Consider the following 25,104-nt stretch of genomic DNA (forward strand, 5'->3'; position numbering starts at 1 on the left):
GATAGTCGCAGAGGCTCAGCGGCGCAACAGGTCAAAACCGTGCTGCGACACTTCGAGCCGGCCCGAAGGGCAAAATCGCTCCGGTGGAGCGATTTTAGGGGAGAAGGCCATGAGGGCTACGCCCGAATGGCGCCGGCCTTTAGGAAAGGAGGCCAGGAGACTCATGGGCGAGTGGCAGCCCCGGGTGGCGCTTCAATTGACTCCGTCTGTCGCCCGGTTCAAAAGCCTCTCGCCTAGCAGATACGGACCTCCCGATGACCAAGAAGATCGCTTTCCAGGGTGAACCTGGCGCCTTCAGCCACGCCGCCGCCAGCAATGTCTTCCCCGGCGAAGAAGCGCTCGGCTGCGTCACCTTTGAGGAAACCCTCAATGCGGTGCAGTCCGGCAAGGCCGATTATGCCGTGGTTCCGGTCGAGAACTCGCTCTATGGCCGCATTACCGATATTCATCATCTCCTGCCCGAAAGCGGCCTCCACATTATCGGCGAGACCTATCTGCGCGTCGAGATGACCCTGCTCGGCGTGCCCGGCGCCACCCTTGGCGATATCAAGGCCGTGCAGTCGCTCTCCGTAGCGCTAGGCCAGTGCCGCAAGTTCATTTCCGAAAATGGCTTCCGCACCATCAACGCCGTCGATACCGCCGGCTCGGCGCGCGAAGTCTCGGAAAAGGGCGACAAATCCGTTGCCGCCATCGCCTCGCGCTTTGCCGGCGAAATCTATGGCCTGAACATCCTGGCGTCCAATATCGAGGACGCCGCCCACAACACCACACGCTTTCTCGTGCTATCGCCGACCCCCAAGGAAGCGCCCGCCAATAGCGGCAAGGTCAAGACCACCTTCGTCTTCCGCGTCCGCAACGTGCCGGCCGCGCTCTACAAGGCCATGGGCGGCTTTGCCACCAATGGCGTCAACATGACCAAGCTCGAAAGCTATATGGTCGGCGGCGCCTTCACCGCCACCCAGTTCTATGCCGATATCGAAGGTCATCCCTCCGATGTCAGCGTGCAGCATGCCTTCGAAGAGCTTGGCTTCTTCACCGACCAGTTCCGCATCCTCGGCGTCTATCCGGCCAGCGACACGAAGTAGGAAAGGGGGCTAGGCCTCCTTCACCACCGGCAGGTCATAGAACTTGCGCACCACTTCCCAGCCTTCCTCGGCCGTGTCGGCGAAGTGGAACAGCTTGGTGTCGTCCGGCGCAATGGTGCCGGCCTCGGCCAGCGCCTCGAAATTGATCACCTTGTTCCAGAATTCCGCGCCGAACAGGATCAGCGGGATCGGGTCCATACGCTTGGTCTGGATCAGCGTCAGTGTCTCAAAGAATTCGTCCAGCGTGCCGAAGCCACCGGGAAAGACCGCCACGCATTTGGCGCGCATCAGGAAATGGATCTTCCGCGTCGCGAAATAGTGGAAGTTGAAGCTCAGGTCCGGCGTCACATAGGCATTGGGCGCCTGCTCATGCGGCAAGACGATATTGAGCCCGATCGACGGCGCCCCGACATCCGCCGCGCCGCGATTGCCCGCCTCCATCACACCGGGCCCGCCGCCGGTCGTCACCACGAATTCCTTGAAATCCAGCGCCTTCGACGTTGCCGAAGCCAGCTGCGCAAAGCGCCGTGCCTCGTCATAGTATTTCGACGCAGCCTCGAGGTTGGCCTTCTGCACCTCATTCTTGGCCGCCCAGGCCGGCTTGCCCGGCGCCGGGATGCGCGCACCGCCAAACAGCACCACCGTCGAATTGATGCCGCGCTCGCGCAGGCGGAATTCTGGCTTCATATATTCGAGCTGAAACCGCACCCCGCGCGTTTCTTCCGAAGTGAGAAAGTCATCATCGGCAAAGGCCAGCCGAAACGCCGGCGACTCGGTCTGTGGCGTCGACGGCGCCCGCTTGGACGCAGCAACGTCCTCGACCGAAGTCCGCAAAGATGTAGGGCGACGCTTGGCCATGATCCGGCTTCTCCTTGATTCTTCCTGATGCTCGCAGAGCCGAGTTAAGGATCAATGGGTCGCAGGGAAAGGGGATAGGCCATCAATTCGGGGTGTCGCGCTCTTGCCTTTGTGACCATTTATTCGCATATAGCGCTCCGGGAGGTTGGCGCGGACGTGTTCCTCGCCAACCGGGTCAGGTCCGGAAGGAAGCAGCCCCAACGAGACCTTCACGGGTCGTTGCCAGCCTCCTACTTCGGCCTTTTGCCCATTCAAGCTGTTTGAAATAGCTCAAGCAGAGGCTTTCCCACCCGATGTGGTAAGAAAGCGAAATGGCTGGTTCCGATTCCCCATCATCGCCCTATCTCGTTCTCGCCCGCAAATACCGGCCGCGCGACTTCACCACGCTCGTTGGCCAGGATGCCATGGTGCAGACGCTGGGCAATGCCTTCGCGCAGAACCGCATCCACCATGCCTTCATCCTCACCGGCGTCCGCGGCGTCGGCAAGACCACCACGGCCCGCATCCTGGCCCGCGCCTTCAACTATGAAGATGCCAATGGAGCTCACCCGACGCTTGATCTCAGCGTCGAGGGCGAGCACTGCCGCGCCATCATCGAAGGTCGCCATGTCGACGTGATCGAGATGGATGCTGCCAGCAATACCGGCATCAACGACATTCGCGAGATCATCGACTCGGTCAAATACGCGCCGTCCTCGGCCAAGTACAAAGTCTATGTTATCGACGAAGTGCACATGCTCTCGACGGCGGCCTTCAACGGGCTGCTGAAGACGCTCGAAGAGCCGCCGCCCTATGTGAAGTTCATCTTCGCCACCACCGAAATCCGCAAGGTGCCGGTGACCATCCTCAGCCGCTGCATGCGCTTCGACCTGCGCCGCATCACGCCCGAGATCATGTCGGCCTATCTCGAATCCATCCTCGGCCAGGAGGGCATAACCTTCGAGCCCGAGGCCCTGGCGATGATTGTCCGCGCCGGCGAAGGCTCGGCTCGCGACAATCTCTCCCTGCTCGATCAGGCCATTGCCCATGGCAATGGCACGGTGACGGCATCGACGGTCAAGGCCATGCTCGGCCTCGGCGATCGCGCCCGCATCATCGACCTCTTCGAGGAACTGATGGGCGGCCAGATCGGGGCGGCCATCGACACCATGCGCGCGCTCTATGACATGGGCGCCGATCCGCAGACCCTCGTCGCCGACCTCGCCGATTTCACCCATCTGGTGACCCGCATCAAGGTCGTGCCCGCTGCCGCCGACGACGTTTCGCTCACCCCCGACGAGCGCCGTCGTGGCGCTGAACTCGCCGGCAAGCTGCCGATGCGGGCGCTGACCCGTGCCTGGCAGATCCTCTTCAAGGGCCATGACGAAGTCGCCCGCGCCAGCAACGGTCTGCAAGCCGCCGAAATGTCGCTGATCCGCCTAGCCTATGCCGCTGACCTGCCTAGCCCCGATGACCTGATCGCCAAGCTGGCTAATATGCCGGCGCCAAGCCTGCCGCAATCCGCGCCCATCGCGCGCGGCCCGTCCAATGGTGGCGGTGGCGGTGCTTCCGCCATGCGCGTCGAAGCCCCGCGTCCGGTGATGACCGAGGCCGTGGCCACCCAGCCCGCCGTGCCGCAGGCCTCGGCCCAGCCCGAAATCGCCCCTGCCTTTTCGACCGTCAGCTCCTACAAGGAGTTGATCGCTCTGGCCCAGGCCAAGCGCGATGTCTTGGTCAAGCTGGCGCTCGAAGGCTCGATGCGTCCGGTCTCCTTCGAGCAGGGCCGTATCGAGGTTGCCCTCACCGACGGCACCGACCCGGGCATTATCGCCACGCTCTCCGCCCGCCTGCAGCTCTGGACCGGCCAGCGCTGGCTGGTCATGGTTTCGACCAAGCCACCCGAGGGCCTCACCGCCCGGCAGGAGAAGGAACAGCGCGTCGAGGCAGCGCATGCCGCGGCCAATGACGATCCTTTGGTCAAGGCCATCCTGCAAACCTTTCCCGGCGCTAAGCTGGTCAATGTGACGGTGCGCGACGACGCCCTCGTCACCGAGGCCGAGACGCCCCCGCCCCCCGTTGAAGAGGACGACGAATGAAAGACCTTATGGGTATGATGAAGGCCGCAGGCGAGATGAAGGGCAAGATGGAGGCCATGCAGGCCGAGCTTGCCGATCTCGTCGTCGAAGGCCGCTCCGGCGGCGGCATGGTCGTCGTGTCGCTCAGCGGAAAGGGCGATCTCAAGGGCCTCAAGATCGATCCGTCCCTGTTCAAGGAAGACGATGTCGACGTGCTCGAAGACCTGATCATCGCCGCCCACGCCGATGCCAAGGCCAAGTCGGAAGCCGAAATGCAGCGCAAGATGAGCGAAGTCACCGCCGGCCTTCCCATCCCGCCCGGCATGAAATTCCCTTTCTGAGCGTCTCAACGTTAACAGTGTGCTAACCGATAATGGCCTCCGGCGGACCCGAGATTGAACAGCTGATCCAGCTCCTGGCCCGCCTGCCAGGGCTGGGACCGCGTTCGGCCCGCCGGGCCGTTTTGCATATGGTGAAAAAGAAAGAGCAGCTTATGCTGCCTCTTTCCGCTGCGCTCGACCGCGCCGTCGCCGTCGTCCGCACTTGCGAAGTCTGCGGCAATATCGATACCAAAAGCCCCTGCACCATCTGCGCCGATCCGCGCCGCGATAGTGGCATGTTGATCGTTGTGGAGGACGTTTCCGACCTCTGGGCGCTGGAGCGGGCCGGCGTCGGCCAGGTCAGATATCACGTCCTTGGGGGCGTGCTCTCGCCGCTCGATGGCGTCGGCCCGGATGATATCACCGTCGATGCCCTTATCGCCCGCGCGCCGGATTTCCGCGAAGTCGTGCTCGCCGTCAACGCCACGGTCGAAGGCCAGACCACGGCGCATTACATCACCGATCGCCTTGCCGGCTCGGGCGCCAAGGTGACCCGCCTCGCCCACGGCGTTCCCGTCGGGGGCGAGCTGGATTATCTCGACGAAGGCACGCTCAGCCAAGCGCTCAAGGCCCGCACCGAGATTTAGAGCGCTTTCAGCAAAAGTGGTTGCCGGTTTTGCAGTTCGAAAGCGCGACAACTAATTAGTGCAAATCCCGCTCGGTGCGGAATTCATCGCCACCGTCCCAGTTCTCTTCTTCGAGCGCATCGTCCGGCTCTTCGCCATCGTCATCGCCCTCGATGGCAAAGCGCGCTTCATCATCGTCGGGTGACAGCGCATCGAGCCGGTCGTTCGGGTCATTGTCGAAATTGGTGGCGAGCCCGGCATACTCCTCGTCCTCTTCGCCATTGGCGATCACCGCGCTGAGTTCGTCGATCGCCCGGTCCAGCTCGTCCAGCATCGCGGCCGGATCCTGCCCGCCCCAGTCGCCGCTTTCGCGAATGGCGCTTTCCTCGCGCAACTCCCGCAGCCGCGCCAGGCGCTCGGAGGCCGGGCGATCCTCGCCATACAGCAGTTCCTCCACTTCGCTTTGCGTATAGGGCTGGGCAATGCCCGGCTGGTCGGCATTATCGAAATTGGTATCCTGTGGCACCATGGTGCCGTGATGGTCGTGATGCTGCGCCATTTCCGTCTCCCGCATGGTTGATCGTCTGCACCAACGCGACAGCGCCCATGTGGTTCGCCCGGGGGAACGGTTGTGATCGTTCCGGGTTGATCTCGCCAAGACGTGGAGAGGTTACATGGCATTCCGAACAGGCTCGAAAGTCAGCTGGAGCTGGGGCGCCAATACAGCCCATGGCAAGATTGTCGAGCGCTTCACCAGCAAGGTTTCACGCACCATCAAGGGCACCGAAGTCACCCGCGAAGCCAGTCGCAAGGAACCGGCCTATCTGATCGAGCAGGACGACGGCGACAAAGTGCTCAAGAGCCGCAGCGAGCTCAGTGCAGGCTAGGCCAAGTCGCCCGGCTCATCCTTGCCGACGATCCGCAACACCGGCGCGTCCTCGCTGCCGCCATCCCAGCCGCTTGGCAGTGTCTTGTTGGACTTGGCACCCAGGTCGCGCAGCATTTCCACCTGCCGCACCACATTGCCGCGCCCGGTCGAGAGCTGCCCCTTGGCATCCTCAAAGCTCAGCCGCGCCTTCTCCAGATGTCCGTCGAGCTTGTCCATGCTCGCCAAGAACCCGGCGACCTTCTCATAAAGCGCGCCCGCTCGCTCGGCGATCTCGTCGGCATTGCGGTGGCGCTTCTCGATGTCCCAGACGTTCCGTACTGTCCGCAAAACGGTCATCAGCGTCGTCGGTGTGGTCAGCATGACGCCCTGGCTCATGCCATATTCGACCAGTGTCGCATCGGCCTGAATCGCGGTGGCCAGCGCGCTTTCGATCGGCACGAACATCATCACATAGTCGAGGCTCGACCGCGCATGCTTCTGATAGGTTTTTTCGCCCAGCGTGCGGATATGCCCGCGCACCGAGACGATATGCGCCCGCAGGTGACTGTCCCGCGTCTCGTCCTCGCAATTGGTATAGGCCTCGAAGGCCGTCAGCGAGACCTTGGAATCGATCACCAGCCTGTCGTCATTGGGCATCAGGATTTCGACGTCGGTGCGCAGCCGGGAGCCATCCGTACCGATATGGCTCTGCTGCGTCACATACTGCTCGCCCTCGCGCAGGCCAGACCGTTCCAGAATGGTCGACAGGATCATCTCGCCCCAGGCGCCCTGCGTCTGCGCATTGCCCTTGAGCGCCTTGGTCAGGTTACTGGCCTCGGTGGTTATCTGCACATTGCTTTCCAGTAGCGCGCGGATTTGCTCGCCCATGGTGGCGCGATCCTTGATCAGCCCAGTGTGGAATTCGCCAATCTTGTCGTTGAGCGGCTTGAGCAGCGTATCGACCTGCTCGCGGTTCTGCTTGGTGAAGGTCTCGCTCTGGTTCTTCAGCACATCGCCGGCAATCGCCTTGAACTCGTCTGTCATCTGCTGCCGGGCGGCAAGGAACCGTGCCTCGCTGGCCTGGGCTTGCGCCACCTGCTCGGTCATGCGCGCCCGCAGGGCAGACGCATCGGCCAAAAGCTCGGAATTCTTTTCCTGCAGCCGCTCGGCCTGTTCCGCACCGCGCTCCCGCTCCACCCGAACCTGATGATCTAGTTCCTGAATGCGGCGATCGCGTTCGCCCAACTGGGCAGTAAAGCTCTCGCGCAATTGCTCGGCAAACCGGGCGCCGGTCTCGGCAGCCTGCCGCGCATTGCCGCTGGTCACTGCAATGATGACGGCAGCGAAGACGAGGGCCGCTACAGCCAGCCCGCCCAGCAGGGCCATGGCCAGTGTCACGGGATAATCGGCGATCGAGAAGAGTATGGTGTCCATAAAGTGAGCTTACCGCGATTCGTCCGTTCGCAGAATGTTCTCATGGTGCGGGGCACAAGAGTTGACCCCGCAGGCGAAAATACCATATCGAAGGGAAAATCCCTTTTCGCCGGACCTTCACCATGGCCATCCGCCCAATTCTCGTCATTCCCGATGCGCGCCTGCGCGCTGTCGCTGATCCCATCATCGAGGTCGATGACGAGATCAAGACGCTGGCCAAGGACATGCTCGACACCATGTATGACGCGCCCGGCATTGGCCTGGCCGCGCCACAGATCGGCGTGATGAAGCGCATCGTGGTGATGGATCTGGCGCCCGAAGGCGAAACGCCCGAGCCGCTGGTGATGATCAATCCCGAAATCACCCATTTCGGCGAGCAGATGCAGGTCACCGAAGAAGGGTGCCTCTCCATCCCCGAGCTCTATTACGAGGTCGAACGGCCCAATGACGTCACGGTCACCTATACCGATCTCGACGGCCAGCAGGTCACCAAGGAAGCCGAAGGCAAGCTCGCCGTATGCATCCAGCACGAACTCGATCACCTCGATGGCGTGCTCTATATCGACTACCTGAGCCGCCTTAAGCGCGACCGCGTCATCAAGAAATTCGACAAGCAGGCCAAGCTGGCGGCTCGCTAAAGCACAGGCTCGGTAGGAGTACCCATGCGTATCATTTTCATGGGCACGCCGGATTTTTCCGTTCCCACGCTGACTGAAATCGTCTCCTCCGGCCATGAGGTCGTCGCGGTCTATACCCGCGCGCCCAAGCCGGCCGGCCGTGGCCAGGAAGAGCGCAAGTCGCCTGTACACCTGGCGGCCGAAGGTTTTGGCATTCCGGTCTATACGCCCAAGTCGCTGAAAGGCGAGGCCGAGCAGATCGTCTTCGCCAGCCATGGTGCGGACCTTGCCGTGGTCGTTGCCTATGGTCTTCTGCTACCCAAGCCCATTCTTGAAGCGCCCGAACTTGGCTGCCTCAACCTCCATGGTTCGCTGCTGCCGCGCTGGCGCGGTGCCGCGCCGATTCAGCGTTCGATCATGGCCGGCGATGCCCAGACCGGCGTCATGGTTATGCAGATGGACGAAGGCCTCGACACCGGCCCGGTCGCGCTCGGCGAGGTGATCCCGATCACTCCGGACATGACCGCCGGCGAATTGCACGACAGCATGATGCGCACCGGCGCCGACCTGATGGGCCGGGCGCTGGCCGCGCTCGACCGCGGCAGCCTGGATTTCAAGCCGCAGCCCGAAGATGACGCGGTCTATGCCAAAAAGATCGAAAAATCCGAGGCCCGCATCGATTGGTCGCTGCCGGCCGAAGACGTGCACAATCACATCCGCGGCCTCTCGCCTTTCCCCGGCGCGTGGTTTGAAGTCGAACTGGCCGGCAAGCCGACCCGCGTGAAAGTGCTGCGTTCGACGCTCGGTTCGGGCAGCGGTGCGCCCGGTGCCTTGCTCGACAACCTCACCATTGCCTGCGGCTCCGGTGCCGTTCGCCTCACCCAGGTGCAGCGCGAAGGCAAGGGCGCCATGGATGCCGCGACCTTCCTGCGTGGGGCAGGGACCTTGCCCGCCAGCGTCAGCTAAATGCCGCGCTACAAGCTCACCATAGAATATGACGGCACGCCCTTCTCGGGCTGGCAGCGCCAGGCCGATCGGCCCTCGGTGCAGCAGGCGCTCGAAGAGGCGATCCTTGCCATGTCGGGCGAGACCGTCACCACCCAGGCTGCGGGACGCACTGATGCGGGCGTCCATGCCCTCGGCCAGGTCGCTCATTTTGATCTCAGCAAAGAGTGGGACCCGTTCCGCATCCGCGAGGCGCTGAACTTTCACCTGCGGCCGCAGCCGGCGGCCATCATCACGGCCGAAGCTGTGCCCGATACCTTCGAGGCCCGCTTCTCCGCCACGGCGCGCCACTATGAATATCGCATCCTCACCCGCCGCGCCCCGCCGGTGATCGAGCGCGACCATGTCTGGCACATTCCCAAAAGCCTTGATGCCGAGGCGATGGATCACGCGGCCAGCCTTGCCCTTGGCCAGCATGATTTCACGACCTTCCGCTCATCGGAATGTCAGGCGAACTCACCAGTGCGGACCCTGGACAGGTTTTCCGTCCGGGCCGAGCCGGATCATGTCGTCATCACCGCCAGCGCCCGTTCATTCCTGCATCATCAGGTGCGCTCGATGGTCGGTTCACTCCGGCTGGTCGGCGAGGGCAAGTGGAGCCCGCGCGATTTCCGCGCCGCGCTCGATGCCAAAGACCGCACCCGCTGCGGCGCCATGGCGCCGTCAGCCGGCCTCTATCTGACCGGCGTCAGCTACTAGAGCGCCATGCCCAATATGGGTTGGATCACCAGCGCGGTGGTTAGCTGGGCGCTCACGAACAGCGCAACATGCAGCGGCTTCAGCGTCAGGATCAGCCGGGCGATATTGACCGAGATCACCAAGGCGGCAATGCCCAGAACGATGAAGGGAATGCTGCCGCTGGTCAGCTGCGCCATTTCCCCGCCCGGTTCGATGGCGATCGGCTGGCCGAAAATGCCGATCAGCGCCACGGCAAGCACCGCCTGAAACATCGTCGCCCAGTTCTGCACCACGACGAAGGGGATAAAGCCATCGCTACGGCCAAGTTGGCGCAGCACGATCCAGGCAATGCCGAACTGCACGCCGATCACCAGCGCGCCAAGGATCACCACACCGCCGGCCACGCCGGATGGGGTTGGAATACCCAGCAGCTGCGGCCCGAAGGCCTGTACGGCCAGCGCCACAACCAGCGCGATGAACGAGCCGACCAAGCCGGTCTGGCGGAAATCGAAATAGGCGGAGGATTGCCTGTCGCCGACGATCAGGGCGAGGCAGCCGCGGGCGGCGCCGATCAGCTCATCGAGGAAGGTCGTGGTCGTTTTGGCCAAGGGCTTGTCTCGAGGGTTCAGGTGCCGGGATTGCTGAGCATGTAGAGCGCCATGCGCATCGCCACAAGCAGCACGACCGTCAAAACCGCAAATGCCGCAGCAATGCCTAAGTTCCAGCCCGTCGCGGCTCGGGCCAGCCGATACAGCAGATAACCCAGCCCGACCCAGGCCAGCATGACGACCGGCCCGCCGATCATCGCCAGCGCACCCTCGATCAACAGGAAGGCCGTCAGCACATAGGTTCCGGGCACCAGAATGGGATAGATGGGCTCATTGCTCTTGAGCCCCATGCGCGTGCCCAACAGCGTCAGCACCAGCGCAATGACCGGCAGGCCCAGTACGAACATCGCGGCAAGCACGCCCGGCAGGCTGGGCATGCCGATGCTGGTCGAGGCAATGGCGACAGCAAGAAACGCGGCGCAGGCATAGATGATCAGCGCGATGATCAGACCCGGCGTGCTGATCGAGAAGCGCTCGCGCCAGCCCGGTTCGCCGCGCAGGATCATCATCCAGCCGGTCACGGCGTTGCTGATCGCGCCCCAGATTTTCATGCCGCCCCTCCAAAGAAGCGGACCATGAAGGCGCGATAGATCTCGGTCAACCCGACGAGGTCTGAAACCAGGATATGTTCGTCCGCCTTGTGCATCGACGGCCCGACCAATCCGCATTCCACCACCGGCCCATATTGGGCGATGAAGCGCGCATCCGATGTGCCGCCACCGGTCGAGAATTCCGGCTTGCGCCCTGTGACTTCCTTGATGGCTGCGCTCAGCGTCGCCACATCATCGCTCAGTGGCGACAGGAAAGATTTTGACGGCACGCCGGCCACGCTGAAGCTGAATACCGCGCCCTTGGCATCGACCGTGGCAATGCGTCCGCGCACCCAGTCCGCCAGCGTTTCTGGCGTCCACAGGTCATTGTAGCGGATGTTGAACTTGATGGTCCCAGCGGCCGGGATCACATTGCCGGTCGGATTGCCGACGTCAATGGACGTGACTTCGAGATTGCTCGCCGGGAAATGCTTCGTGCCGGTGTCAATCTGCGTATCCAGCGCCGTCACCACCCGCGCCAGCGCCGGCATCGGATTGTTGGCCCGCTCTGGATAGGCCACATGGCCCTGCGTGCCAGCCACCGTGATCGTGCCCGACAGCGACCCACGCCGGCCGATCTTGATGCTGTCGCCGAGCTGGGCAGCTGAACTCGGTTCGCCGACAATGGCAAAGTCGAAATGCTGCTGCTGGCTTTCAGCCCAGGCCATCAGCTTGTCTGTGCCATTGATGGCGTCGGCTTCCTCGTCATTGGTGATGGCCAGCATCACCGTGCCGGCATCCTCTGGGATGGCCGCCGCCGCCGCGACAAAAGCCGCGACGCCCGACTTCATATCCGCCGCGCCGCGCCCATAAAGCTTGCCATCCGCCTCGCGCGGCATGAACGGGTCCGACGTCCAACCCGCCAGATCGCCGGGCGGTACCACATCGGTATGCCCGGCAAACAGCAGCCGCCGCCCAGCCGTGCCCCGAATGGCAAACAGGTTATCGACCGGATAGGACCCATCGCCCTCAAAACGCAGGCGGGTGACGGTAAAACCGATCGCCGCCAGCGCTTGCTCCAGCACATCCAGCGCCCCGGCCTCCTCGGGCGTCACCGAGGGGCAGGCAATCAGGCGCTTGAGCAGGTCGAGCGGGTCAAGTGTCATCAGTCGCGCAGCAGCTCGTTGATGCCGGTCTTGCTGCGGGTCTGCGCGTCGACCGTCTTGACGATCACCGCGCAATAAAGGCTCGGGCCGGGTTCGCCATTGGGCAAAGGCTTGCCGGGCAGCGAGCCCGAGACCACCACCGAATAGGGCGGCACCTTGCCGATGTGGATTTCGCCGGTAGCGCGATCGACGATCTTGGTCGAGGCGCCGATGAAGACGCCCATGGAAATCACCGCGCCTTCGCCGACAATCACGCCCTCGACCACTTCCGAACGGGCGCCGATAAAGCAATTGTCCTCGATGATCACCGGGCCGGCCTGCAGCGGCTCGAGCACGCCGCCAATGCCGACGCCACCTGAAATATGCACATTCTTGCCGATCTGCGCGCAGGAGCCGACAGTGACCCAGGTGTCGACCATGGTGCCCTCGTCGACATAGGCGCCGACATTGACGAAGCTGGGCATCAGGATGACATTCTTGCCGATAAAGGCCGGGCTGCGCACCACGGCGCCGGGCACGGCACGGAAGCCGGCGGCGCGGAACTGGTTCTCGCTCCAGCCCTCGAACTTGGTCGGCACCTTGTCCCAATAGTGCGAACCGCCCGGTGCGCCCTCGATCAGCTTGTTGTCGTTGAGGCGAAAGTTCAGCAGCACGGCTTTCTTGAGCCACTGATTGACCTGCCACTGCCCATCGACCTTTTCGGCAACCCGCGCTTCGCCGCTATCGAGCAGGCGCAGCGCTTCCTCGACGGCCTCGCGCACTTCACCCTTGGTATCGAACTTGATCTCGGCACGAGCCTCGAAGGCGTCATCGATGGTCTTGGCGAGATCGTAAGTCATGGGATTAGGTCCTCGTAAATGCTGGCCGGACCATAGCCGGGCGAGACGCGGTGTCAATCACCGCCCAAGCGGAAGCGCCGCCTGGATGCGGTTTTCATGAGTGGGCGGATCCCGAGACGGCTTTCGCCTCTTGAGATTTTTAGTGTGAGACGATCGCCGTCTCGGGACGTCCGGTTTTATGAACCGCGTCAGGCGGCCGGCATAACCTCGCATACCGACGGCCCGGGCGTGAACCCACGGCGACTGGCATAGTCCCGTGCCCGGCCCACTCCCGCCACTGTCGCCTGCAGGCCGCCGATGCGGGGTGGATGGCGGCATTATGCGCGCTGGTGGAGGGGCGTGGATAAGGTGGATAGCGTTGCCAGAAAGCACGGATATCCCCCGCTACTCCCGCTCCCGACTCAGCAGCTCCACCAACCCATCGCGCATCGCCGGTCGTGCCTCTTGCCTTGGCCCCCAGATGTGGGCATCGAGGAAATGGCTGGTGAGCTTCAGCGCGTCGGCGATGTCGTGTGGGCTGGCATTGCCGAGGCCGGTGAGGAAGCTCGGCAGCGGCAGCAGGCGGTCGAGGTAGGGTTGCGCGGCGGCGCGGGAGACGGCGCGGCCCGACTTTGGAGAGACATGCGTCAGGTCTTCGGTAGTGCCGGTGGCGGCGCAGGTTGAGAGATCGAGGCCGAAGCCGAGGTCGTCGAGCAGGGCCAGCTCGAAACGGGCCAGTGCGGCGCCATCGGGGGCGCTGTCGATCAGGCGGACGGCCATGCCGAGCAGGCGATCATGCGGGTCGCGCTCGGGCAGCAGGTGCAGCAATTCGCAGACGGTCTGGCTGAGGTAGAGCCGGGTGCGGTCCTCGATCAGGGCGGCGGCGCGGCCTTGCAGCAATTCGACGCTGAACATGCCGAGCTGGTCTTCGAGCCTGGCGCGCCAAGTGAGCTGGATGGTATTGCCGGGCTGCAGCGCGGGCGAGAGGCGGCGCGAGCGGCCACCGCGGACGAGGCCGAGATGACGCCCCCTGCCCGCCACCATGGCCTCGGCAATGACGCTCGACTCGCCGTGACGACGGACGCCTATGAGCAGGGCTTCACCGGTCCATTCCATCTGCTCAGACCTTCAAGGGCAAAGAGCGGTCAGTCCTTGCCGTGCGGGTAGTCGAGACCCATTTCGCGGTAGCGCTCGGGATCGTCGCCCCACTTTTCGCGGACTTTCACGAAGAGGAACAGATGGATCGGCACCTCGTACATGGCCATCAGTTCCTTGCGCGATTCCGCGCCGATCGACTTGATGGTCTGGCCCCCCGCGCCGAGCACGATCTTCTTGTGGCTCTCGCGCGACAGATAGATCACCTGGTCGATCTTGTAGGAGCCGTCCTTCTGGATCTTGAAGCTCTCGGTCTCGACGGTGGAATTGTAGGGGATCTCGTCGTGGACGCGCAGGAACAGCTTTTCGCGCGTGATCTCTGCCGCGGTGATGGCCATGGTCAGGTCGGTGAGGTGATCCTCGGGGAAGTGCCAGGGGCCGGGCGGGATATGCTTGACGCACCAGTCCATGAAGTCCTGCACGCCATAGCCCTTGAGGGCCGAGATCATGAAGGTGGCTTCAAAGCGCAACTTGGCGTTGATCGCCTCGGAGAGCTTCAGCAGTTCCTCGTTCTTGATGGTGTCGATCTTGTTGAGGATCAGGATGCGCGGGTGATTGATGTTTTCGAGGCCCTCGATCAGCTTTTCGAGGTCGGACGTCAGGCCGCGATCGACGTCGACGATCAGCGCGACGATATCGGCATCGCCGGCCCCGCCCCAGGCGCTATCGACCATGGCGCGGTCGAGCCGGCGCTTGGGGGCAAAGATGCCGGGCGTGTCGATGAAAACCAGCTGTGCCTTGTCGAGCGTAACCACGCCTCGCACCTGGCTGCGGGTGGTCTGCGCCTTGTGGGTGACGATGGAGACTTTGGTGCCGACCAGCGAGTTCAGCAGCGTGGACTTGCCGGCATTGGGGGCGCCGACGAGGGCGATGAAGCCGCAGGCGGTGTCGATCGGTTCAATATCTGTCATTTGCTTTGATCTTTGGGTTCTTGCCACACCTGCTGGGCGATCAGGAACAGTTCGGCGGCCTTGTGTTCGGCGATCTTCTTGGAAGGTCCGATAGCGCTCAACGGTTCGAAATCACCCAGGGTGACGGCGATGGTGAATTCGGGCGCATGGTCGGGACCGGTGCGCGCGGTCTGGGTATAGGTGGGGGGCTCGAGGCCGCGGGCCTGGGCCCATTCCTGCAGCGTGGTCTTGGCATCGGCCTTGTTGGCCTGGCCGTCGGCCAGAAATTCCTCGAACATGCGCTCGACGAATTCATAGGCCTTGCCCATGCCGCCGTCGCAATAGATGGCGCCGATCACCGCTTCGGTGACATCGCCCAGAATGGCTTCCTTTTCGGCGCCGCCGGTACGGGCTTCGCTTTCGCCGAGGATCATCTCCTGGCCGAGACCAAGAGTGCGGGCGATGACGGCGCAGGTTTCCTTGCGCACCAGCGTGTTGAGCGTGCGGCTAAGCTCGCCCTCATTGGCCTTGGGGTAGCGGCGATACAGCATGTCGGCGACGACGAGGCCGAGCACGCGATCGCCCAAAAACTCAAGCCGCTGGTAGGAGCGCTCGATGCGCTTGGCCGGCGAAATGGCGCTGGAATGGGTGAGCGCGCGGTTCAGCAGGTCCGGATCGGCAAACTTGTAGCCGAGGCGGAACTGGAGCTTTTCGGTACTGCGCGCTGCACGGCTCATGGAACGTGTTGCGTATCGACGCCCTGGAACATGCGGTCCCAGCGGACGTTGGCCGGCCACTGCCAGAGCTGCCATGGCGGCAGGTTGTCCTTGATCGAGAAGAAGCGCGCTTCGGCCTTGGCGATCAGGTTGACGGCCGGGACATAGCCGACCTGGCTCAGCACGCGGCTATCGGCGGAGCGGTCGCGATTGTCGCCCATCATGAAGTAATGGCCGGCGGGCACAACATATTCCGAGGTATTGTCGAGCGGCGCGTTATCCGAGATTTCCTGGATGATGTGGTTGGTGCCCTCGGGGAAGGTCTCGCGATAGACGGTCACTTCCACGGTCTGGTTGTTGCTGTCGGTATCTTGCGCCTTGCCGACTTCTTCGCGCTCGACCATCACGCCATTGATGTAGAGGCGGCCGGCGGTGACCTGGATGCGGTCACCCGGCAGGCCGACGACGCGCTTGATATATTCGATGTTCTGCGGCACCGGGCGGAAAACGGCGATATCGCCGCGGTTCGGCTCCCGGCCGAAGATGCGGTTGGAAATCGGCAGTTCGAAATCCAGCGCGGAAAAATCGCCATAGCGGCCGAGCGAGAAGCTATGCTTGCCATAGCCCCAGACGAATTTATTGGCGACGAAGTAGTCGCCGATCATCATGGTTTGCTGCATCGAGGCAGTGGGAATGGAAAAGGGCTGGTAGAGGAAGCTGCGCAGCACGATGGCGATCAGCAGCGCTTCGACCACGACGACAATGGTCTCCCACCATTCGCTGGCGGCAGACTTCTTGATGGACTTGTCGGCGGGCTGACTCATGGAATTCCCCGGAAATGCAGTGGCGAAGCGTTATTCCCTTGCAGGAGCCGGGTCAATTGCCAGCAATCGGCAGCGCCTCAATGATGACGAAGGCTTGAGCGAGGCCGGCGTCGTCGGTGATGGTGAGATGGATGTGGGGCTCATGGCCCGCCGGGACAAGGCGCGCGAGGGCTTTTGCCGCACCATTGGTCAGCTTCATGGTCGGCTTGCCGGACGGCAGGTTGACCACGCCCATGTCGCGCCAATAGACGCCCCAGGAAATGCCGGTACCCAGCGCCTTGGAACAGGCTTCCTTGGCGGCAAAGCGCTTGGCATAGGAGGCGGCGCGCTGGGCGCGGCGGTCGGACTTTTTCTGCTCGATCTCGGTAAAGCAGCGCTGGGTAAACCGGTCGCCATACTTTTCCAGCGTCTTGGCGACGCGCTCGATCTGGATCAGGTCCGAGCCGAGGCCGATGATCATGGGATTGGCCTTTCCACAGAAGCGTCCGCATCCGCGGCATGGCCCCCTCTCCCCTGAGGGGAGAGGGTTGGAGTGAGGGATTCAGAGGTTAGACTGACCATCATGCTCCACCCAGACACTGAACCCCTCACCCGCCGCTGCGCGGCGACCTCTCCCCTCAGGGGAGAGGTGAAGAAGGGACTCACTTCACCCCCTGGATGCCGCGGCTGCCGGGCTTGACCGCGGGGATGGCGGCCAGTTCGGGCGGCAGCGCGTCGGCGGGATAGGCGGGGACCTTGAACTCGATCAGCGACACCAGTGGCACGCCGACATCGGCTTCGCCACCGGAGCGGTCGATCAGGCAGGCGGCGGCGACCACATTGGCGCCAATGCCGCGCAGCGCTTCGACGCATTCGCGGATTGAGAGGCCGGTGGAGACGATGTCTTCCACGACGATGACCTTGTCGCCCGGCTCGATCTCGAAGCCGCGGCGCAGCTCGAACTTGCCCTCGACGCGCTCGGTATAGAGCGCGGGCACGCCCAAATGACGCGAGGTTTCATAGCCTGGGATAATGCCGCCGATGGCCGGCGAGACCACCTTGGTCACGCCGGGGACTTCAGCCTTGATGCGCTCGGCCAATGCCTTGCAGAGCTTTTCGGTCTGCGCGGCATACTGGAACACCTTGGCCTTCTGCAGAAACACCGGCGAGCGCAGGCCCGACGAGAGGATGAAATGGCCCTCCAGCATGGCACCGCAGTCGCGGAAAATGGCCAGAACTTCATCTTTCGTCATCAGCAAACCTCTTGTCGACCTTGCCGTCCCATTCGAGCGTGGAAATCATGCCCGCTTCGCGGACCCCGGCGCGCTGGACGGCTGAGAGGCCGGGACTGCGTTTGAGCGTTGCCAGAACATCGGTCAGTTGCGCAAGGTCGCGCACCTCGATTTCAAAGATCATCTGGTGAAAGTCCGGCGAAATCATGCGCATCACCAGATTGTTGATGTTGGCCTCGCAGGCCGCGATGGCCGCCGAGATCTGCGCCAGCGAGCCGGGCTTGTTGACGCTCTCCATGGTGATGACCGTGGGATAGAGCTTGTCGTCCTGGCTTTTGATGTTCCAGCGCACATCGACCCAGGCCACGTCGCTGTCATGCAGGTCGATCAGCGCGTCCGAGTGGATCGGATAGACCAGCATGGGCTTGTCGGGCTGCAGGATGCCGACCAGCCGATCGCCCGGCACGACGCCCTCCCCCGAGACCGAGACCGGCATGTGAAAATCGAGCTGCGCCAAAGCGGTCTTGGCCTTGGGGCCGGAGCGCTGACCGCCCGGCACGCGGAAGCGGAACAGGTCGGTCGAGCGCAGGGCGAACCAGCCATCGGCGGTATCGGCAACCGGCAGGTCGAGCTTGCGGCGGCGCTTGCGCAGGCCCTTGACCTTGGCCAGTTCGACGCCGAGCGGTTCGGAGCCGATCTTGCCTTCGCCCACGGCGATCAGCAGTTCGCGGCGGCCGGGCGAGCCCAGCGCTTCGGCCAGTGCCTTGGCCTCGGCCTCGTCGAGCATGACGCCTTCGCGCTCGAGCATCATGTTGAGCACATGCTCGCCCAGCGAGAAGGCGCGCTGGGTGGTGGCATGGCGCACCGAACGGCGGATGGCGGCGCGGGCCTTGCCGGTGGCGGCAATGCCCAGCCAGTTCATCGGCGGGACGTGGTTCTGGTCGCGGATGATTTCCACTTCGTCGCCCGAGCGGAGCTGGGTGACCAGCGGCAGGATGGCACCGTTGATCTTGGCGCCGACCGTCGTGTCGCCGATATCGGTGTGCAGCGCGTAGGCGAAATCGATCGGCGTTGCGCCACGCGGCAAAGCGATCAGCCGGCCACGGGGGGTGAAGCAGAACACCTGGTCCTGGAACAGTTCCAGCTTGGTGTATTCGAGGAAATCCTCGGTGGTAGAATTGCCGGTGGTGAGGTGCGAAATGGTCTGGCGCAGCGAGCCATAGGCCTGGCTCTCGTTCTCGATACGGCTGAGATCGGCCGAGGCGCCATCCTTGTAGAGCGCATGGGCGGCAATGCCGAATTCAGCGACGCGATCCATGTCTTCGGTGCGTATCTGCAGTTCGGCGCGCTGGCGCCCGGGGCCAACGATGGTGGTGTGGATCGACTGGTAGTCATTGTGCTTGGGGACCGAAATATAGTCCTTGAAACGCCCGGGCACGACCTTCCACTTGGTGTGGACCACGCCAACCGTGTGATAGCATTCGTCGATCGAGCCGACGATGACGCGGAAGCCGATCATGTCGGACAGCTGTTCCAGCGCGATCGACTTGCGTTCGATCTTGTTGAAGATCGAAAACGGTGACTTCACCCGCGCCTTGACCCGCGCGGTAATGCCCTCGGCGGCGAGGCGCTCGCTGAGCTCGGTCGAAATGGTGGAGATCGTCTCGCGATATTCGGCCTGCATCTCGTCGAGACGCGCCATGATCGCTTCATAATGGTCGGGCTGGAGGATCTTGAAAGAGATGTCTTCGAGCTCGTTGCGCATGTCCTGCATACCCATGCGGCCGGCGAGCGGGGCATAGATATCCATGGTTTCCTGGGCAATACGGGTGCGCTTTTCGGGCGGCATATATTGCAGGGTGCGCATATTGTGGAGGCGATCGGCGAGCTTGACCAAAAGCACGCGGACGTCCTGGCTGATGGCGAGCAGCAGCTTGCGGAGGTTCTCCGCCTGGGCCTCTTCGCGCGAGACCAGGTTGAGACGCTCGATCTTGGTCAGGCCATCGACGATGGCGCCGATTTCCGAGCCAAACATCTGATCGATTTCGGCGCGGGTGGCGTCGGTATCCTCGATCGTGTCGTGCAACAGGCCGACGGCGATGGAGGCATCGTCGAGCTTGAGCTCGGTCAGGATGGCCGCGACTTCGAGCGGATGATTGAAATAGGGGTCGCCCGAGGCACGCTTCTGCGAGCCATGCTTCTGCATGGCGTAGACATAGGCCTTGTTCAACAACTGCTCGTCGACGTTCGGGTTATAGGCCTGAACGCGTTCGACAAGCTCATACTGACGCATCATGGGAAGAGATCGCCGCTCGCTTAAGCGTTGAGCTTAGCGCTTTGGAGGGAAATGGGAAGCTTCGAACCGTGCCAAAGGCAAAATCACGCCGGTGGAGGGATTTTGGGTGCGAAGGCCATTGGGCTAGGCCCGAATGACAGGGCCGGGAATAGCTGAGTTGGTTGCCGAACGGAAGGAAGAATACCCTTCAGCGTTTGCCGTGAAGCGGACTGTTTTGAAATCCATCCCAGCCACGGTGTCATCCCGGCCTTGAGCCGGGATCCATCCTGAGATTTCTGACCAGCCGCAAGGTGGTCCGTTCGATCGACCTCGCGGCCGTGGCTTGATCTCGAGATGGGCCCCGGCTCAAGGCCGGGGTGACACCGTAGGTGTGGCCTCTCCTGCGAACCGCAGAACGGTGTGCACCAAACGAAAACACCCCCGGCTCGCGCCGAGGGTGTCAAAAGTTCTGAAGCCCTAGCCATTCGGGCATAGCCCTCATGGCCTTCTCGCCTCAAATCGCTCCACAGGAGCGATTTGCCCTACGGGACGGTTCGAAGTTAGTCGTCGCGACGCTCAGGCGGGGCGAGGCTTTCGATGCCGCGCAGCAGTTCTTCTTCGCTGATCGTGTCGAAGTTGATCGAATCATCGCCATTGGCGCTTTCGATCAGCGGAGCGGCGTGCTCTTCGGGCTCGTCGACTTCGACATACTTCTGCAGCGAGTGGATCAGGTCTTCGCGCAGATCGTCCGGCGAAATGGCGCCGTCGCCGATTTCGCGCAGGGCCACCACGGGATTCTTGTCATTGTCACGCGAGACGGTGATCTGCGCGCCAGAGGAAATCATGCGTGCACGATGCGCGGCCATGAGAACGAGATCGAAGCGGTTTTCGATCTTTTCGATGCAGTCTTCAACGGTGACGCGTGCCACAGACGTCTCCAAAATTTATGGAATGAACGCTTCCCATACACGACACCCCTGCCCGGCACAAGGTTAGCGCGGACGATTAGCCGGTCTCGGCGCCGGTAACCCTGCCATGCGGGTGATCTTGCGGTGTGTCAGGAATAAGACTACCGAATTTGACAGCAGTTTTGAGGAAAATTGCGTGCGTATTGGCCGGTTACGGCCTTGAGGATATCGCGATGCCTATCGATTCCCGCGAAAAGATCGTTCTGTTTATCGACGGCGCCAATCTTTATGCCGCCTCGAAAGCCATTGGCGTCGATATCGATTACCGGAAACTCCTGGCCGACTTCAACGCCCGCGCCTATCTGCTGCGCGCCAATTACTACACGGCGCTGGTCGAAGATCAGGAATATTCCTCGATCCGCCCGTTGATCGACTGGCTCGACTACAATGGCTTCCACGTCATCACCAAGCCGGCCAAGGAATTCACCGACGCCGCCGGACGGCGCAAGGTGAAGGGCAATATGGATATCGAGCTCTGCGTCGATGCGCTCGAACTCGCGCCGCATTACGATCACATGGTGCTGTTTTCCGGCGATGGTGACTTCACCGCTCTGGTCGCCGCATTGCAGCGCAAGGGCAAGCGCGTGACGGTGGTCTCGACGCTCACCACGTCGACGCCGATGATTTCCGATGACCTGCGCCGCCAGGCGGACTTTTTCATCGATATCGCTGATCTGGCAAAAACCGTCGGCCGGCCACCCAGCACGCGGCCACCCAGCGCCGAGGAGTAGCGCCCTAACCCCGTCCGCCTTCTTTCATGATGCGGGACTTGTCGCGGTTCCAATCGCGATTGCGCTCGGTTTCGCGCTTGTCATAGTTCTTCTTGCCCTTGCCGATACCGATCAGGATTTTGGCGCGGCCCTGGTCGTTGAAGAACAGTTTTAGCGGCACGATGGTATTGCCGGCGCGGGAGACTTCCTCGCCGAGATGGGCCAATTGCTTGCGCGACACGAGGAGTTTGCGCGGGCGCTTTTCCTCATGGTTGAAGCGGTTGGCCTGCAGATATTCGGGGATATGGGCGTTGATCAGCCAAAGCTCGCCCTTCTCCGGCGAGGCATAGGATTCGGTGATCTGTGCCTTGCCCAGGCGTAGCGATTTGACCTCGGTGCCGGTCAAGACGATACCGGCCTCCATGGTTTCACCGATTTCATAATCGTAGCGCGAGCGACGGTTCTCAGCCACGAGACCGTGACTGATCACACCGTTTTTCGCTTTGTCGTTCTTGGGAGCCATGAAGCTTAGATAAGACCTGCGTGGCGCATTGCAAAGTCCACGGCCTCTTCGGTGGCCTTGCTGACCGGCACCAGCGGCAGGCGCAGCTCATTGGCGCAGCGGTTCAACCGGCTGGCGGCATATTTCACCGCCGTCGGATTGGGCTCCATGAAGAGGTTCTTGTGCAGGTGGACCAGCTTGTCCTGCACCAGCAGGGCCCCCTTGAAATCACCGGCCAGCGACAGTTCCTGCATCTCAGAGCACAGGCGCGGCGCGATATTGGACGTGACCGAAATGCAGCCATGGCCGCCATGGGCGTTGAAGGCGAGCGCCGTGATGTCCTCGCCCGAGAGCAGGATGAAATCCTTGCCGAGCTTGTCGCGCTGGAGACTCGTGCGGCCCAGATCGGCGGTCGCATCCTTGACGCCGATGATATTGGCATGGGCTTCGTGCAGTCGCGCAATGGTGTCGACCGTCAGGTCAACGACCGTGCGGCCGGGCACGCTATAGAGAATGACCGGAATGCCCACAGCCTTGGCCACAGCGGAGAAATGCTGGAACATGCCCTCCTGATTGGGCTTGTTGTAATAGGGCACGATGGTCAGGACGGCATCGGCGCCGGCCTTTTCGGCAAACTTGGCCAGTTCGACGGCTTCTGCAGTGGAATTGGAGCCGGCGCCAGCGATCACCGGGACGCGCTTGTTGGCGGTCTCGATGGCGATTTCGACGACGCGGCGATGCTCGTCATGGCTGACCGTGGGGCTTTCGCCGGTGGTGCCGACGGGCACCAAGCCATGCGTGCCCTCGGTAATCTGCCAGTCGACAAAGCTGGCGAAGGCTTTCTCATCGACAGTCCCATTGAGCATGGGAGTGATGAGCGCCGTAATAGATCCTCGCAGCATTTGCCGAAATTTCCTCAATCTGGATCGCCACAGTTCCGTCGTGGCGGGATGTTATAGAACGGCTTCCATGCCGTTTTCACGCGGCGCACCATAGTTTTTATCGGGCAGCATCACAACGCTTTGTTGCGCCCGACCCGGCAAGGTCCATGCGCGCAACCCGATGTTTACCCAAGCGGGGTAACGTGGGGTTAACCGCAAGGATGGGGGGCAACCTTGGCGGCTGACAACAGGACGGCAGATGCAGCGAAGCTTTGCGGCGGGGCTCATCGCAGCGGTTTTGGGCCTGGCCACGATTGCCCCCCTCTTCCTTGCGACGGCCAATGAAGAAGTCGATTTAGCAATCACCGGCTCGATTCCGGCAGGCGAAGCCGTGCCGGTTGTCAAGGCCAAGGGCAGTGCGGAATTTCGGGCGGCGCTGAAGGTGCTTGTCGATGGCGATGCCGTTGCCGCTTTCGAGCAGGCCGCGAGCCTCAGCAGCGACGTGGAACGGCGGGCCGTTCAGTGGGCAGCCATCCAGTTCAACAGCGGCAAGATTGGCTATCAGGCGATCGTGGATTTTGCGGCGGATGCGCCGGAGTTCGCACCGGAGAGCCTTTACCGCACGCGGATTGAACAGTCGCTAGGCAAGGTAGATGCCCCGGCAGAGGCGGTGATTGCAGCGTTCGATGGCGGGAAGCCGAGCACCGTGGATGGGCAGATTGCGCTCGCCGTGGCATTGTTGGACAGTGGTGACACCGAGCACGCGACTACACTTGCCAAAAGCCTCTGGATCGAGAATTTCCTGACCGAAACCCAAGAGGCCGAGGTGAGTGACAAGCTCGGCAGCCTGCTGGATCGCGAAGCGCATTGGGCGCGGGCTATGCATCTGATGATGCATGACCGAGCGCGCGGCAGCGAGCGGCTATTGCCGCATCTGACCGCGGCGCAGAAGACGCTGGTGGTGGCGCGGGCGGCCGTGTCGCGCGATGACAAAGATGCCAAGGCGCTGCTCGACAAGGTCGATCCGAGCCTGCGCAGCAATCCGGTCTATATCTTTTCGCGGGCCCAGCGGGCGCGGCAGTTCGAGCTCTGGAGCGATGCCGTTGCCTGGCTCGACAAGGCGCCGGCCACCGTGCCGGATGCCGATGAGTGGTGGTATGAGCGGCGGGTGTTGCTGCGCAAATTGCTCGACACCGGACAGCCGGCGCTCGCCTATCGCGTGGCGGCTGGTTACACGAACGGGCCGGAAGCCCGCATGGTGGATGCGCTGTTCCAGGCCGGCTGGATCGCGCTGTCCTTCCTCGATGATGCGGCGGCGGCCAAAGCCCATTTCACCGAGCTGACCGCCCACACTACCTTGCCCGACAGCATCAGCCAGGCCAATTACTGGCTGGCTCGTGCCAATGTCGCCTTGGGTGATGTGGACAGCGCAAGGGCGGCGCTGGAAAAGGCCGCGCAGTTCGGCACGGTCTATTACGGACAATTGGCACGCACCGAGCTGGGCCAGGCCGGCGCCGGCATTCGTCCCCTTCCTGAGGCCAACACCAGTGCGACGCTGTTCAATACCAGGCCCGTCGTCCAGGCGGTGCGCCTGCTCGCGGCCAATGGCCAGTCGCGCTATGCCGTGACGCTGTTGCGCCATCTCGGCACCACGCTCACCGCCGGCGGCGACCTTTTGCTGGCGGCGCAGCTTGCCGAAGAGATCGGCGCGCATCAGGTGGCCATTGCCATCGCCACCCAGGCCGACCAGCGCGGCACCCCGCTGGACGCCTATAGTTTTCCCAAGGATGCGCGACTGGCCGAGGCCGATCTCGCGGCCGACCGGGCGGCGGTCTATGCGGTGATGCGGCAGGAGTCGATGTTTCAGGTCGATGCGGTTTCAGCGGCCGGCGCGCGCGGGCTGATGCAGCTGATGCCGGGCACGGCCAAGGAAGTGGCGCGCAAGGTGGGCGTCGACTATTCGCCGAACCGGCTGGTCAGCGATGCGGCCTATAACGCCCTGCTCGGCTCGACCTATCTCAGCACGCAACTCGATCGCTATGACGGCTCGCTGGTGCTGGCGGCGGCGGCCTATAATGCCGGGCCGGGCAATGCCAATAAATGGATCGCAGCCTATGGCGATCCGCGCGCCGAGAATGTCGATCCGGTGCTCTGGGTAGAGCTGATCCCGTTTTCGGAAACGCGGACCTATGTGAAGCGCGTGCTGGGCAATTACCTGGTCTATCGCGAGCGGCTGGGCGACGATCCGCTACCGCTGCAACAGGCGCTGCGGACAATTCGCTAGAGGGTAACTGCATTTGTCGGC

General features: G+C 62.7%; 27 protein-coding genes and 1 other RNA gene. 11 read left to right on the top strand and 17 right to left on the bottom strand.

All coding sequences use genetic code 11. The features are described from left to right. Positions 1-254 precede the first annotated feature (254 nt). Positions 255-1,085 carry a prephenate dehydratase gene (locus BM045_RS02620; RefSeq protein WP_092179427.1) on the top strand — a complete coding sequence of 277 codons (831 nt, stop codon included), beginning with the start codon at positions 255-257 and terminating at the stop codon, positions 1,083-1,085. 9 nt (positions 1,086-1,094) lie between these two features. Here BM045_RS02620 and BM045_RS02625 read toward each other — a convergent pair whose 3' ends face one another. After that, positions 1,095-1,943, bottom strand: a complete 849-nt coding sequence (locus BM045_RS02625; protein ID WP_092179428.1) for an LOG family protein — start codon at positions 1,941-1,943, stop codon at positions 1,095-1,097. A gap of 139 nt (positions 1,944-2,082) precedes the next feature. Here BM045_RS02625 and ffs point away from each other — a divergent pair. The 4 genes from ffs (at position 2,083) to recR (ending at position 4,964) form a co-directional block, all read left to right on the top strand. Then, an RNA gene (gene ffs, locus BM045_RS02630) (signal recognition particle sRNA small type) lies at positions 2,083-2,178 on the top strand. 76 nt (positions 2,179-2,254) lie between these two features. Continuing rightward, on the top strand, positions 2,255-4,018 hold the full coding sequence (locus BM045_RS02635) for a DNA polymerase III subunit gamma/tau (RefSeq protein WP_092179429.1): 1,764 nt from the start codon (positions 2,255-2,257) through the stop codon (positions 4,016-4,018). Next, positions 4,015-4,338, top strand: a complete 324-nt coding sequence (locus BM045_RS02640; protein WP_092179430.1) for a YbaB/EbfC family nucleoid-associated protein — start codon at positions 4,015-4,017, stop codon at positions 4,336-4,338. Before BM045_RS02635 ends, BM045_RS02640 begins: the two co-directional genes overlap by 4 nt. 32 nt (positions 4,339-4,370) lie before the next feature. Beyond that, positions 4,371-4,964, top strand: a complete 594-nt coding sequence (recR, locus tag BM045_RS02645; protein ID WP_092179431.1) for a recombination mediator RecR — start codon at positions 4,371-4,373, stop codon at positions 4,962-4,964. A 55-nt stretch (positions 4,965-5,019) separates the two neighbouring features. Here recR and BM045_RS02650 read toward each other — a convergent pair whose 3' ends face one another. Then, on the bottom strand, positions 5,020-5,502 hold the full coding sequence (locus tag BM045_RS02650) for a hypothetical protein (protein WP_139198680.1): 483 nt from the start codon (positions 5,500-5,502) through the stop codon (positions 5,020-5,022). 115 nt (positions 5,503-5,617) lie between these two features. Between BM045_RS02650 and BM045_RS02655 the strand changes: the two genes are divergently transcribed. Then, a complete protein-coding gene (locus BM045_RS02655; protein WP_092179433.1) occupies positions 5,618-5,830 on the top strand; it encodes a hypervirulence associated TUDOR domain-containing protein in 213 nt (70 codons plus the stop codon). Here BM045_RS02655 and BM045_RS02660 read toward each other — a convergent pair. Next, positions 5,827-7,245, bottom strand: coding sequence for a DNA recombination protein RmuC (locus BM045_RS02660; RefSeq protein ID WP_092179434.1), 1,419 nt, complete (start codon positions 7,243-7,245; stop codon positions 5,827-5,829). The two genes, BM045_RS02655 and BM045_RS02660, sit on opposite strands and share 4 nt — an antisense overlap. A gap of 122 nt (positions 7,246-7,367) precedes the next feature. Here BM045_RS02660 and def point away from each other — a divergent pair, with 122 nt between their 5' ends. Genes def through truA form a run of 3 tightly spaced genes read left to right on the top strand, consistent with a single transcriptional unit; the run spans position 7,368 to position 9,566 of the window. Further along, complete coding sequence (gene def, locus BM045_RS02665) at positions 7,368-7,883, top strand: peptide deformylase (RefSeq protein WP_092179435.1); 516 nt, start codon at positions 7,368-7,370, stop codon at positions 7,881-7,883. Between the two features lie 24 nt (positions 7,884-7,907). Beyond that, positions 7,908-8,828, top strand: coding sequence for a methionyl-tRNA formyltransferase (gene fmt / locus BM045_RS02670; protein ID WP_092179436.1), 921 nt, complete (start codon positions 7,908-7,910; stop codon positions 8,826-8,828). Next, on the top strand, positions 8,829-9,566 hold the full coding sequence (gene truA, locus BM045_RS02675; RefSeq protein WP_092179437.1) for a tRNA pseudouridine(38-40) synthase TruA: 738 nt from the start codon (positions 8,829-8,831) through the stop codon (positions 9,564-9,566). It begins immediately after the preceding gene. Here the strand turns inward: truA and BM045_RS02680 are convergent. The 12 genes from BM045_RS02680 to rpoZ all read right to left on the bottom strand — a co-directional run bounded on the left by BM045_RS02680 (position 9,563) and on the right by rpoZ (position 20,667). Next, positions 9,563-10,153, bottom strand: coding sequence for a hypothetical protein (locus BM045_RS02680; RefSeq protein WP_092179438.1), 591 nt, complete (start codon positions 10,151-10,153; stop codon positions 9,563-9,565). The genes truA and BM045_RS02680 overlap by 4 nt on opposite strands. Positions 10,154-10,170: 17 nt before the next feature. Further along, positions 10,171-10,704 carry a hypothetical protein gene (locus tag BM045_RS02685; RefSeq protein WP_092179439.1) on the bottom strand — a complete coding sequence of 178 codons (534 nt, stop codon included), beginning with the start codon at positions 10,702-10,704 and terminating at the stop codon, positions 10,171-10,173. Next, complete coding sequence (gene dapE, locus BM045_RS02690; protein ID WP_092179440.1) at positions 10,701-11,849, bottom strand: succinyl-diaminopimelate desuccinylase; 1,149 nt, start codon at positions 11,847-11,849, stop codon at positions 10,701-10,703. Before dapE ends, BM045_RS02685 begins: the two co-directional genes overlap by 4 nt. Then, positions 11,849-12,688, bottom strand: a complete 840-nt coding sequence (gene dapD, locus BM045_RS02695; protein WP_092179441.1) for a 2,3,4,5-tetrahydropyridine-2,6-dicarboxylate N-succinyltransferase — start codon at positions 12,686-12,688, stop codon at positions 11,849-11,851. The genes dapE and dapD overlap by 1 nt, the downstream gene beginning before the upstream one ends. Before the next feature lie 384 nt (positions 12,689-13,072). After that, the gene (gene recO, locus BM045_RS02700) at positions 13,073-13,783 is read right to left on the bottom strand and encodes a DNA repair protein RecO (protein ID WP_092179442.1); all 711 of its coding nucleotides are present in this window, start codon (positions 13,781-13,783) and stop codon (positions 13,073-13,075) included. Positions 13,784-13,812: 29 nt separating this feature from the next. Further along, complete coding sequence (gene era, locus BM045_RS02705; protein WP_092179443.1) at positions 13,813-14,733, bottom strand: GTPase Era; 921 nt, start codon at positions 14,731-14,733, stop codon at positions 13,813-13,815. Then, positions 14,730-15,449, bottom strand: coding sequence for a ribonuclease III (rnc, locus tag BM045_RS02710; RefSeq protein WP_092179444.1), 720 nt, complete (start codon positions 15,447-15,449; stop codon positions 14,730-14,732). Before rnc ends, era begins: the two co-directional genes overlap by 4 nt. After that, entirely contained in the window at positions 15,446-16,252 is an 807-nt protein-coding gene (gene lepB, locus BM045_RS02715) for a signal peptidase I (protein WP_092179445.1), read from the bottom strand. The genes rnc and lepB overlap by 4 nt, the downstream gene beginning before the upstream one ends. A 52-nt stretch (positions 16,253-16,304) precedes the next feature. Next, positions 16,305-16,712, bottom strand: a complete 408-nt coding sequence (acpS, locus tag BM045_RS02720) for a holo-ACP synthase (RefSeq protein ID WP_092179446.1) — start codon at positions 16,710-16,712, stop codon at positions 16,305-16,307. Positions 16,713-16,893: 181 nt separating this feature from the next. Further along, complete coding sequence (gene pyrE, locus BM045_RS02725) at positions 16,894-17,484, bottom strand: orotate phosphoribosyltransferase (RefSeq protein ID WP_092179447.1); 591 nt, start codon at positions 17,482-17,484, stop codon at positions 16,894-16,896. Continuing rightward, positions 17,471-19,759: a RelA/SpoT family protein gene (locus BM045_RS02730; protein ID WP_092179448.1), complete on the bottom strand. Its 2,289-nt coding sequence runs from the start codon at positions 19,757-19,759 to the stop codon at positions 17,471-17,473. Before BM045_RS02730 ends, pyrE begins: the two co-directional genes overlap by 14 nt. A 539-nt stretch (positions 19,760-20,298) precedes the next feature. Next, complete coding sequence (rpoZ, locus tag BM045_RS02735; RefSeq protein WP_092179449.1) at positions 20,299-20,667, bottom strand: DNA-directed RNA polymerase subunit omega; 369 nt, start codon at positions 20,665-20,667, stop codon at positions 20,299-20,301. A gap of 212 nt (positions 20,668-20,879) precedes the next feature. On the opposite strand from rpoZ, the gene BM045_RS02740 reads away from it, so the two are divergent. Then, on the top strand, positions 20,880-21,437 hold the full coding sequence (locus BM045_RS02740; RefSeq protein ID WP_092180831.1) for a LabA-like NYN domain-containing protein: 558 nt from the start codon (positions 20,880-20,882) through the stop codon (positions 21,435-21,437). Between the two features lie 4 nt (positions 21,438-21,441). Here BM045_RS02740 and smpB read toward each other — a convergent pair whose 3' ends face one another. Both smpB and dapA read right to left on the bottom strand, forming a co-directional pair. Then, positions 21,442-21,939: an SsrA-binding protein SmpB gene (gene smpB / locus BM045_RS02745; RefSeq protein WP_092179450.1), complete on the bottom strand. Its 498-nt coding sequence runs from the start codon at positions 21,937-21,939 to the stop codon at positions 21,442-21,444. A gap of 5 nt (positions 21,940-21,944) precedes the next feature. Next, the gene (gene dapA, locus BM045_RS02750) at positions 21,945-22,820 is read right to left on the bottom strand and encodes a 4-hydroxy-tetrahydrodipicolinate synthase (RefSeq protein WP_092179451.1); all 876 of its coding nucleotides are present in this window, start codon (positions 22,818-22,820) and stop codon (positions 21,945-21,947) included. A 238-nt stretch (positions 22,821-23,058) separates the two neighbouring features. Between dapA and BM045_RS02755 the strand changes: the two genes are divergently transcribed. After that, positions 23,059-25,083 carry a lytic transglycosylase domain-containing protein gene (locus BM045_RS02755; protein WP_092179452.1) on the top strand — a complete coding sequence of 675 codons (2,025 nt, stop codon included), beginning with the start codon at positions 23,059-23,061 and terminating at the stop codon, positions 25,081-25,083. Positions 25,084-25,104 lie beyond the last annotated feature (21 nt).

Source organism: Devosia sp. YR412 (assembly GCF_900110945.1).
Classification (GTDB): Bacteria; Pseudomonadota; Alphaproteobacteria; order Rhizobiales; family Devosiaceae; genus Devosia.

What these genes read in the sequence shown, in the direction of transcription:
- BM045_RS02620 (WP_092179427.1), top strand. Translation starts at nt 255, where the DNA reads ATGACCAAGAAGATCGCTTTCCAGGGTGAACCTGGCGCCTTCAGCCAC.
- BM045_RS02625 (WP_092179428.1), bottom strand. Translation starts at nt 1,943, where the DNA reads ATGGCCAAGCGTCGCCCTACATCTTTGCGGACTTCGGTCGAGGACGTT.
- BM045_RS02635 (WP_092179429.1), top strand. Translation starts at nt 2,255, where the DNA reads ATGGCTGGTTCCGATTCCCCATCATCGCCCTATCTCGTTCTCGCCCGC.
- BM045_RS02640 (WP_092179430.1), top strand. Translation starts at nt 4,015, where the DNA reads ATGAAAGACCTTATGGGTATGATGAAGGCCGCAGGCGAGATGAAGGGC.
- recR (WP_092179431.1), top strand. Translation starts at nt 4,371, where the DNA reads ATGGCCTCCGGCGGACCCGAGATTGAACAGCTGATCCAGCTCCTGGCC.
- BM045_RS02650 (WP_139198680.1), bottom strand. Translation starts at nt 5,502, where the DNA reads ATGGCGCAGCATCACGACCATCACGGCACCATGGTGCCACAGGATACC.
- BM045_RS02655 (WP_092179433.1), top strand. Translation starts at nt 5,618, where the DNA reads ATGGCATTCCGAACAGGCTCGAAAGTCAGCTGGAGCTGGGGCGCCAAT.
- BM045_RS02660 (WP_092179434.1), bottom strand. Translation starts at nt 7,245, where the DNA reads ATGGACACCATACTCTTCTCGATCGCCGATTATCCCGTGACACTGGCC.
- def (WP_092179435.1), top strand. Translation starts at nt 7,368, where the DNA reads ATGGCCATCCGCCCAATTCTCGTCATTCCCGATGCGCGCCTGCGCGCT.
- fmt (WP_092179436.1), top strand. Translation starts at nt 7,908, where the DNA reads ATGCGTATCATTTTCATGGGCACGCCGGATTTTTCCGTTCCCACGCTG.
- truA (WP_092179437.1), top strand. Translation starts at nt 8,829, where the DNA reads ATGCCGCGCTACAAGCTCACCATAGAATATGACGGCACGCCCTTCTCG.
- BM045_RS02685 (WP_092179439.1), bottom strand. Translation starts at nt 10,704, where the DNA reads ATGAAAATCTGGGGCGCGATCAGCAACGCCGTGACCGGCTGGATGATG.
- dapE (WP_092179440.1), bottom strand. Translation starts at nt 11,849, where the DNA reads ATGACACTTGACCCGCTCGACCTGCTCAAGCGCCTGATTGCCTGCCCC.
- dapD (WP_092179441.1), bottom strand. Translation starts at nt 12,688, where the DNA reads ATGACTTACGATCTCGCCAAGACCATCGATGACGCCTTCGAGGCTCGT.
- recO (WP_092179442.1), bottom strand. Translation starts at nt 13,783, where the DNA reads ATGGAATGGACCGGTGAAGCCCTGCTCATAGGCGTCCGTCGTCACGGC.
- era (WP_092179443.1), bottom strand. Translation starts at nt 14,733, where the DNA reads ATGACAGATATTGAACCGATCGACACCGCCTGCGGCTTCATCGCCCTC.
- rnc (WP_092179444.1), bottom strand. Translation starts at nt 15,449, where the DNA reads ATGAGCCGTGCAGCGCGCAGTACCGAAAAGCTCCAGTTCCGCCTCGGC.
- lepB (WP_092179445.1), bottom strand. Translation starts at nt 16,252, where the DNA reads ATGAGTCAGCCCGCCGACAAGTCCATCAAGAAGTCTGCCGCCAGCGAA.
- acpS (WP_092179446.1), bottom strand. Translation starts at nt 16,712, where the DNA reads ATGATCATCGGCCTCGGCTCGGACCTGATCCAGATCGAGCGCGTCGCC.
- pyrE (WP_092179447.1), bottom strand. Translation starts at nt 17,484, where the DNA reads ATGACGAAAGATGAAGTTCTGGCCATTTTCCGCGACTGCGGTGCCATG.
- BM045_RS02730 (WP_092179448.1), bottom strand. Translation starts at nt 19,759, where the DNA reads ATGATGCGTCAGTATGAGCTTGTCGAACGCGTTCAGGCCTATAACCCG.
- BM045_RS02740 (WP_092180831.1), top strand. Translation starts at nt 20,880, where the DNA reads ATGCCTATCGATTCCCGCGAAAAGATCGTTCTGTTTATCGACGGCGCC.
- smpB (WP_092179450.1), bottom strand. Translation starts at nt 21,939, where the DNA reads ATGGCTCCCAAGAACGACAAAGCGAAAAACGGTGTGATCAGTCACGGT.
- dapA (WP_092179451.1), bottom strand. Translation starts at nt 22,820, where the DNA reads ATGCTGCGAGGATCTATTACGGCGCTCATCACTCCCATGCTCAATGGG.
- BM045_RS02755 (WP_092179452.1), top strand. Translation starts at nt 23,059, where the DNA reads ATGCAGCGAAGCTTTGCGGCGGGGCTCATCGCAGCGGTTTTGGGCCTG.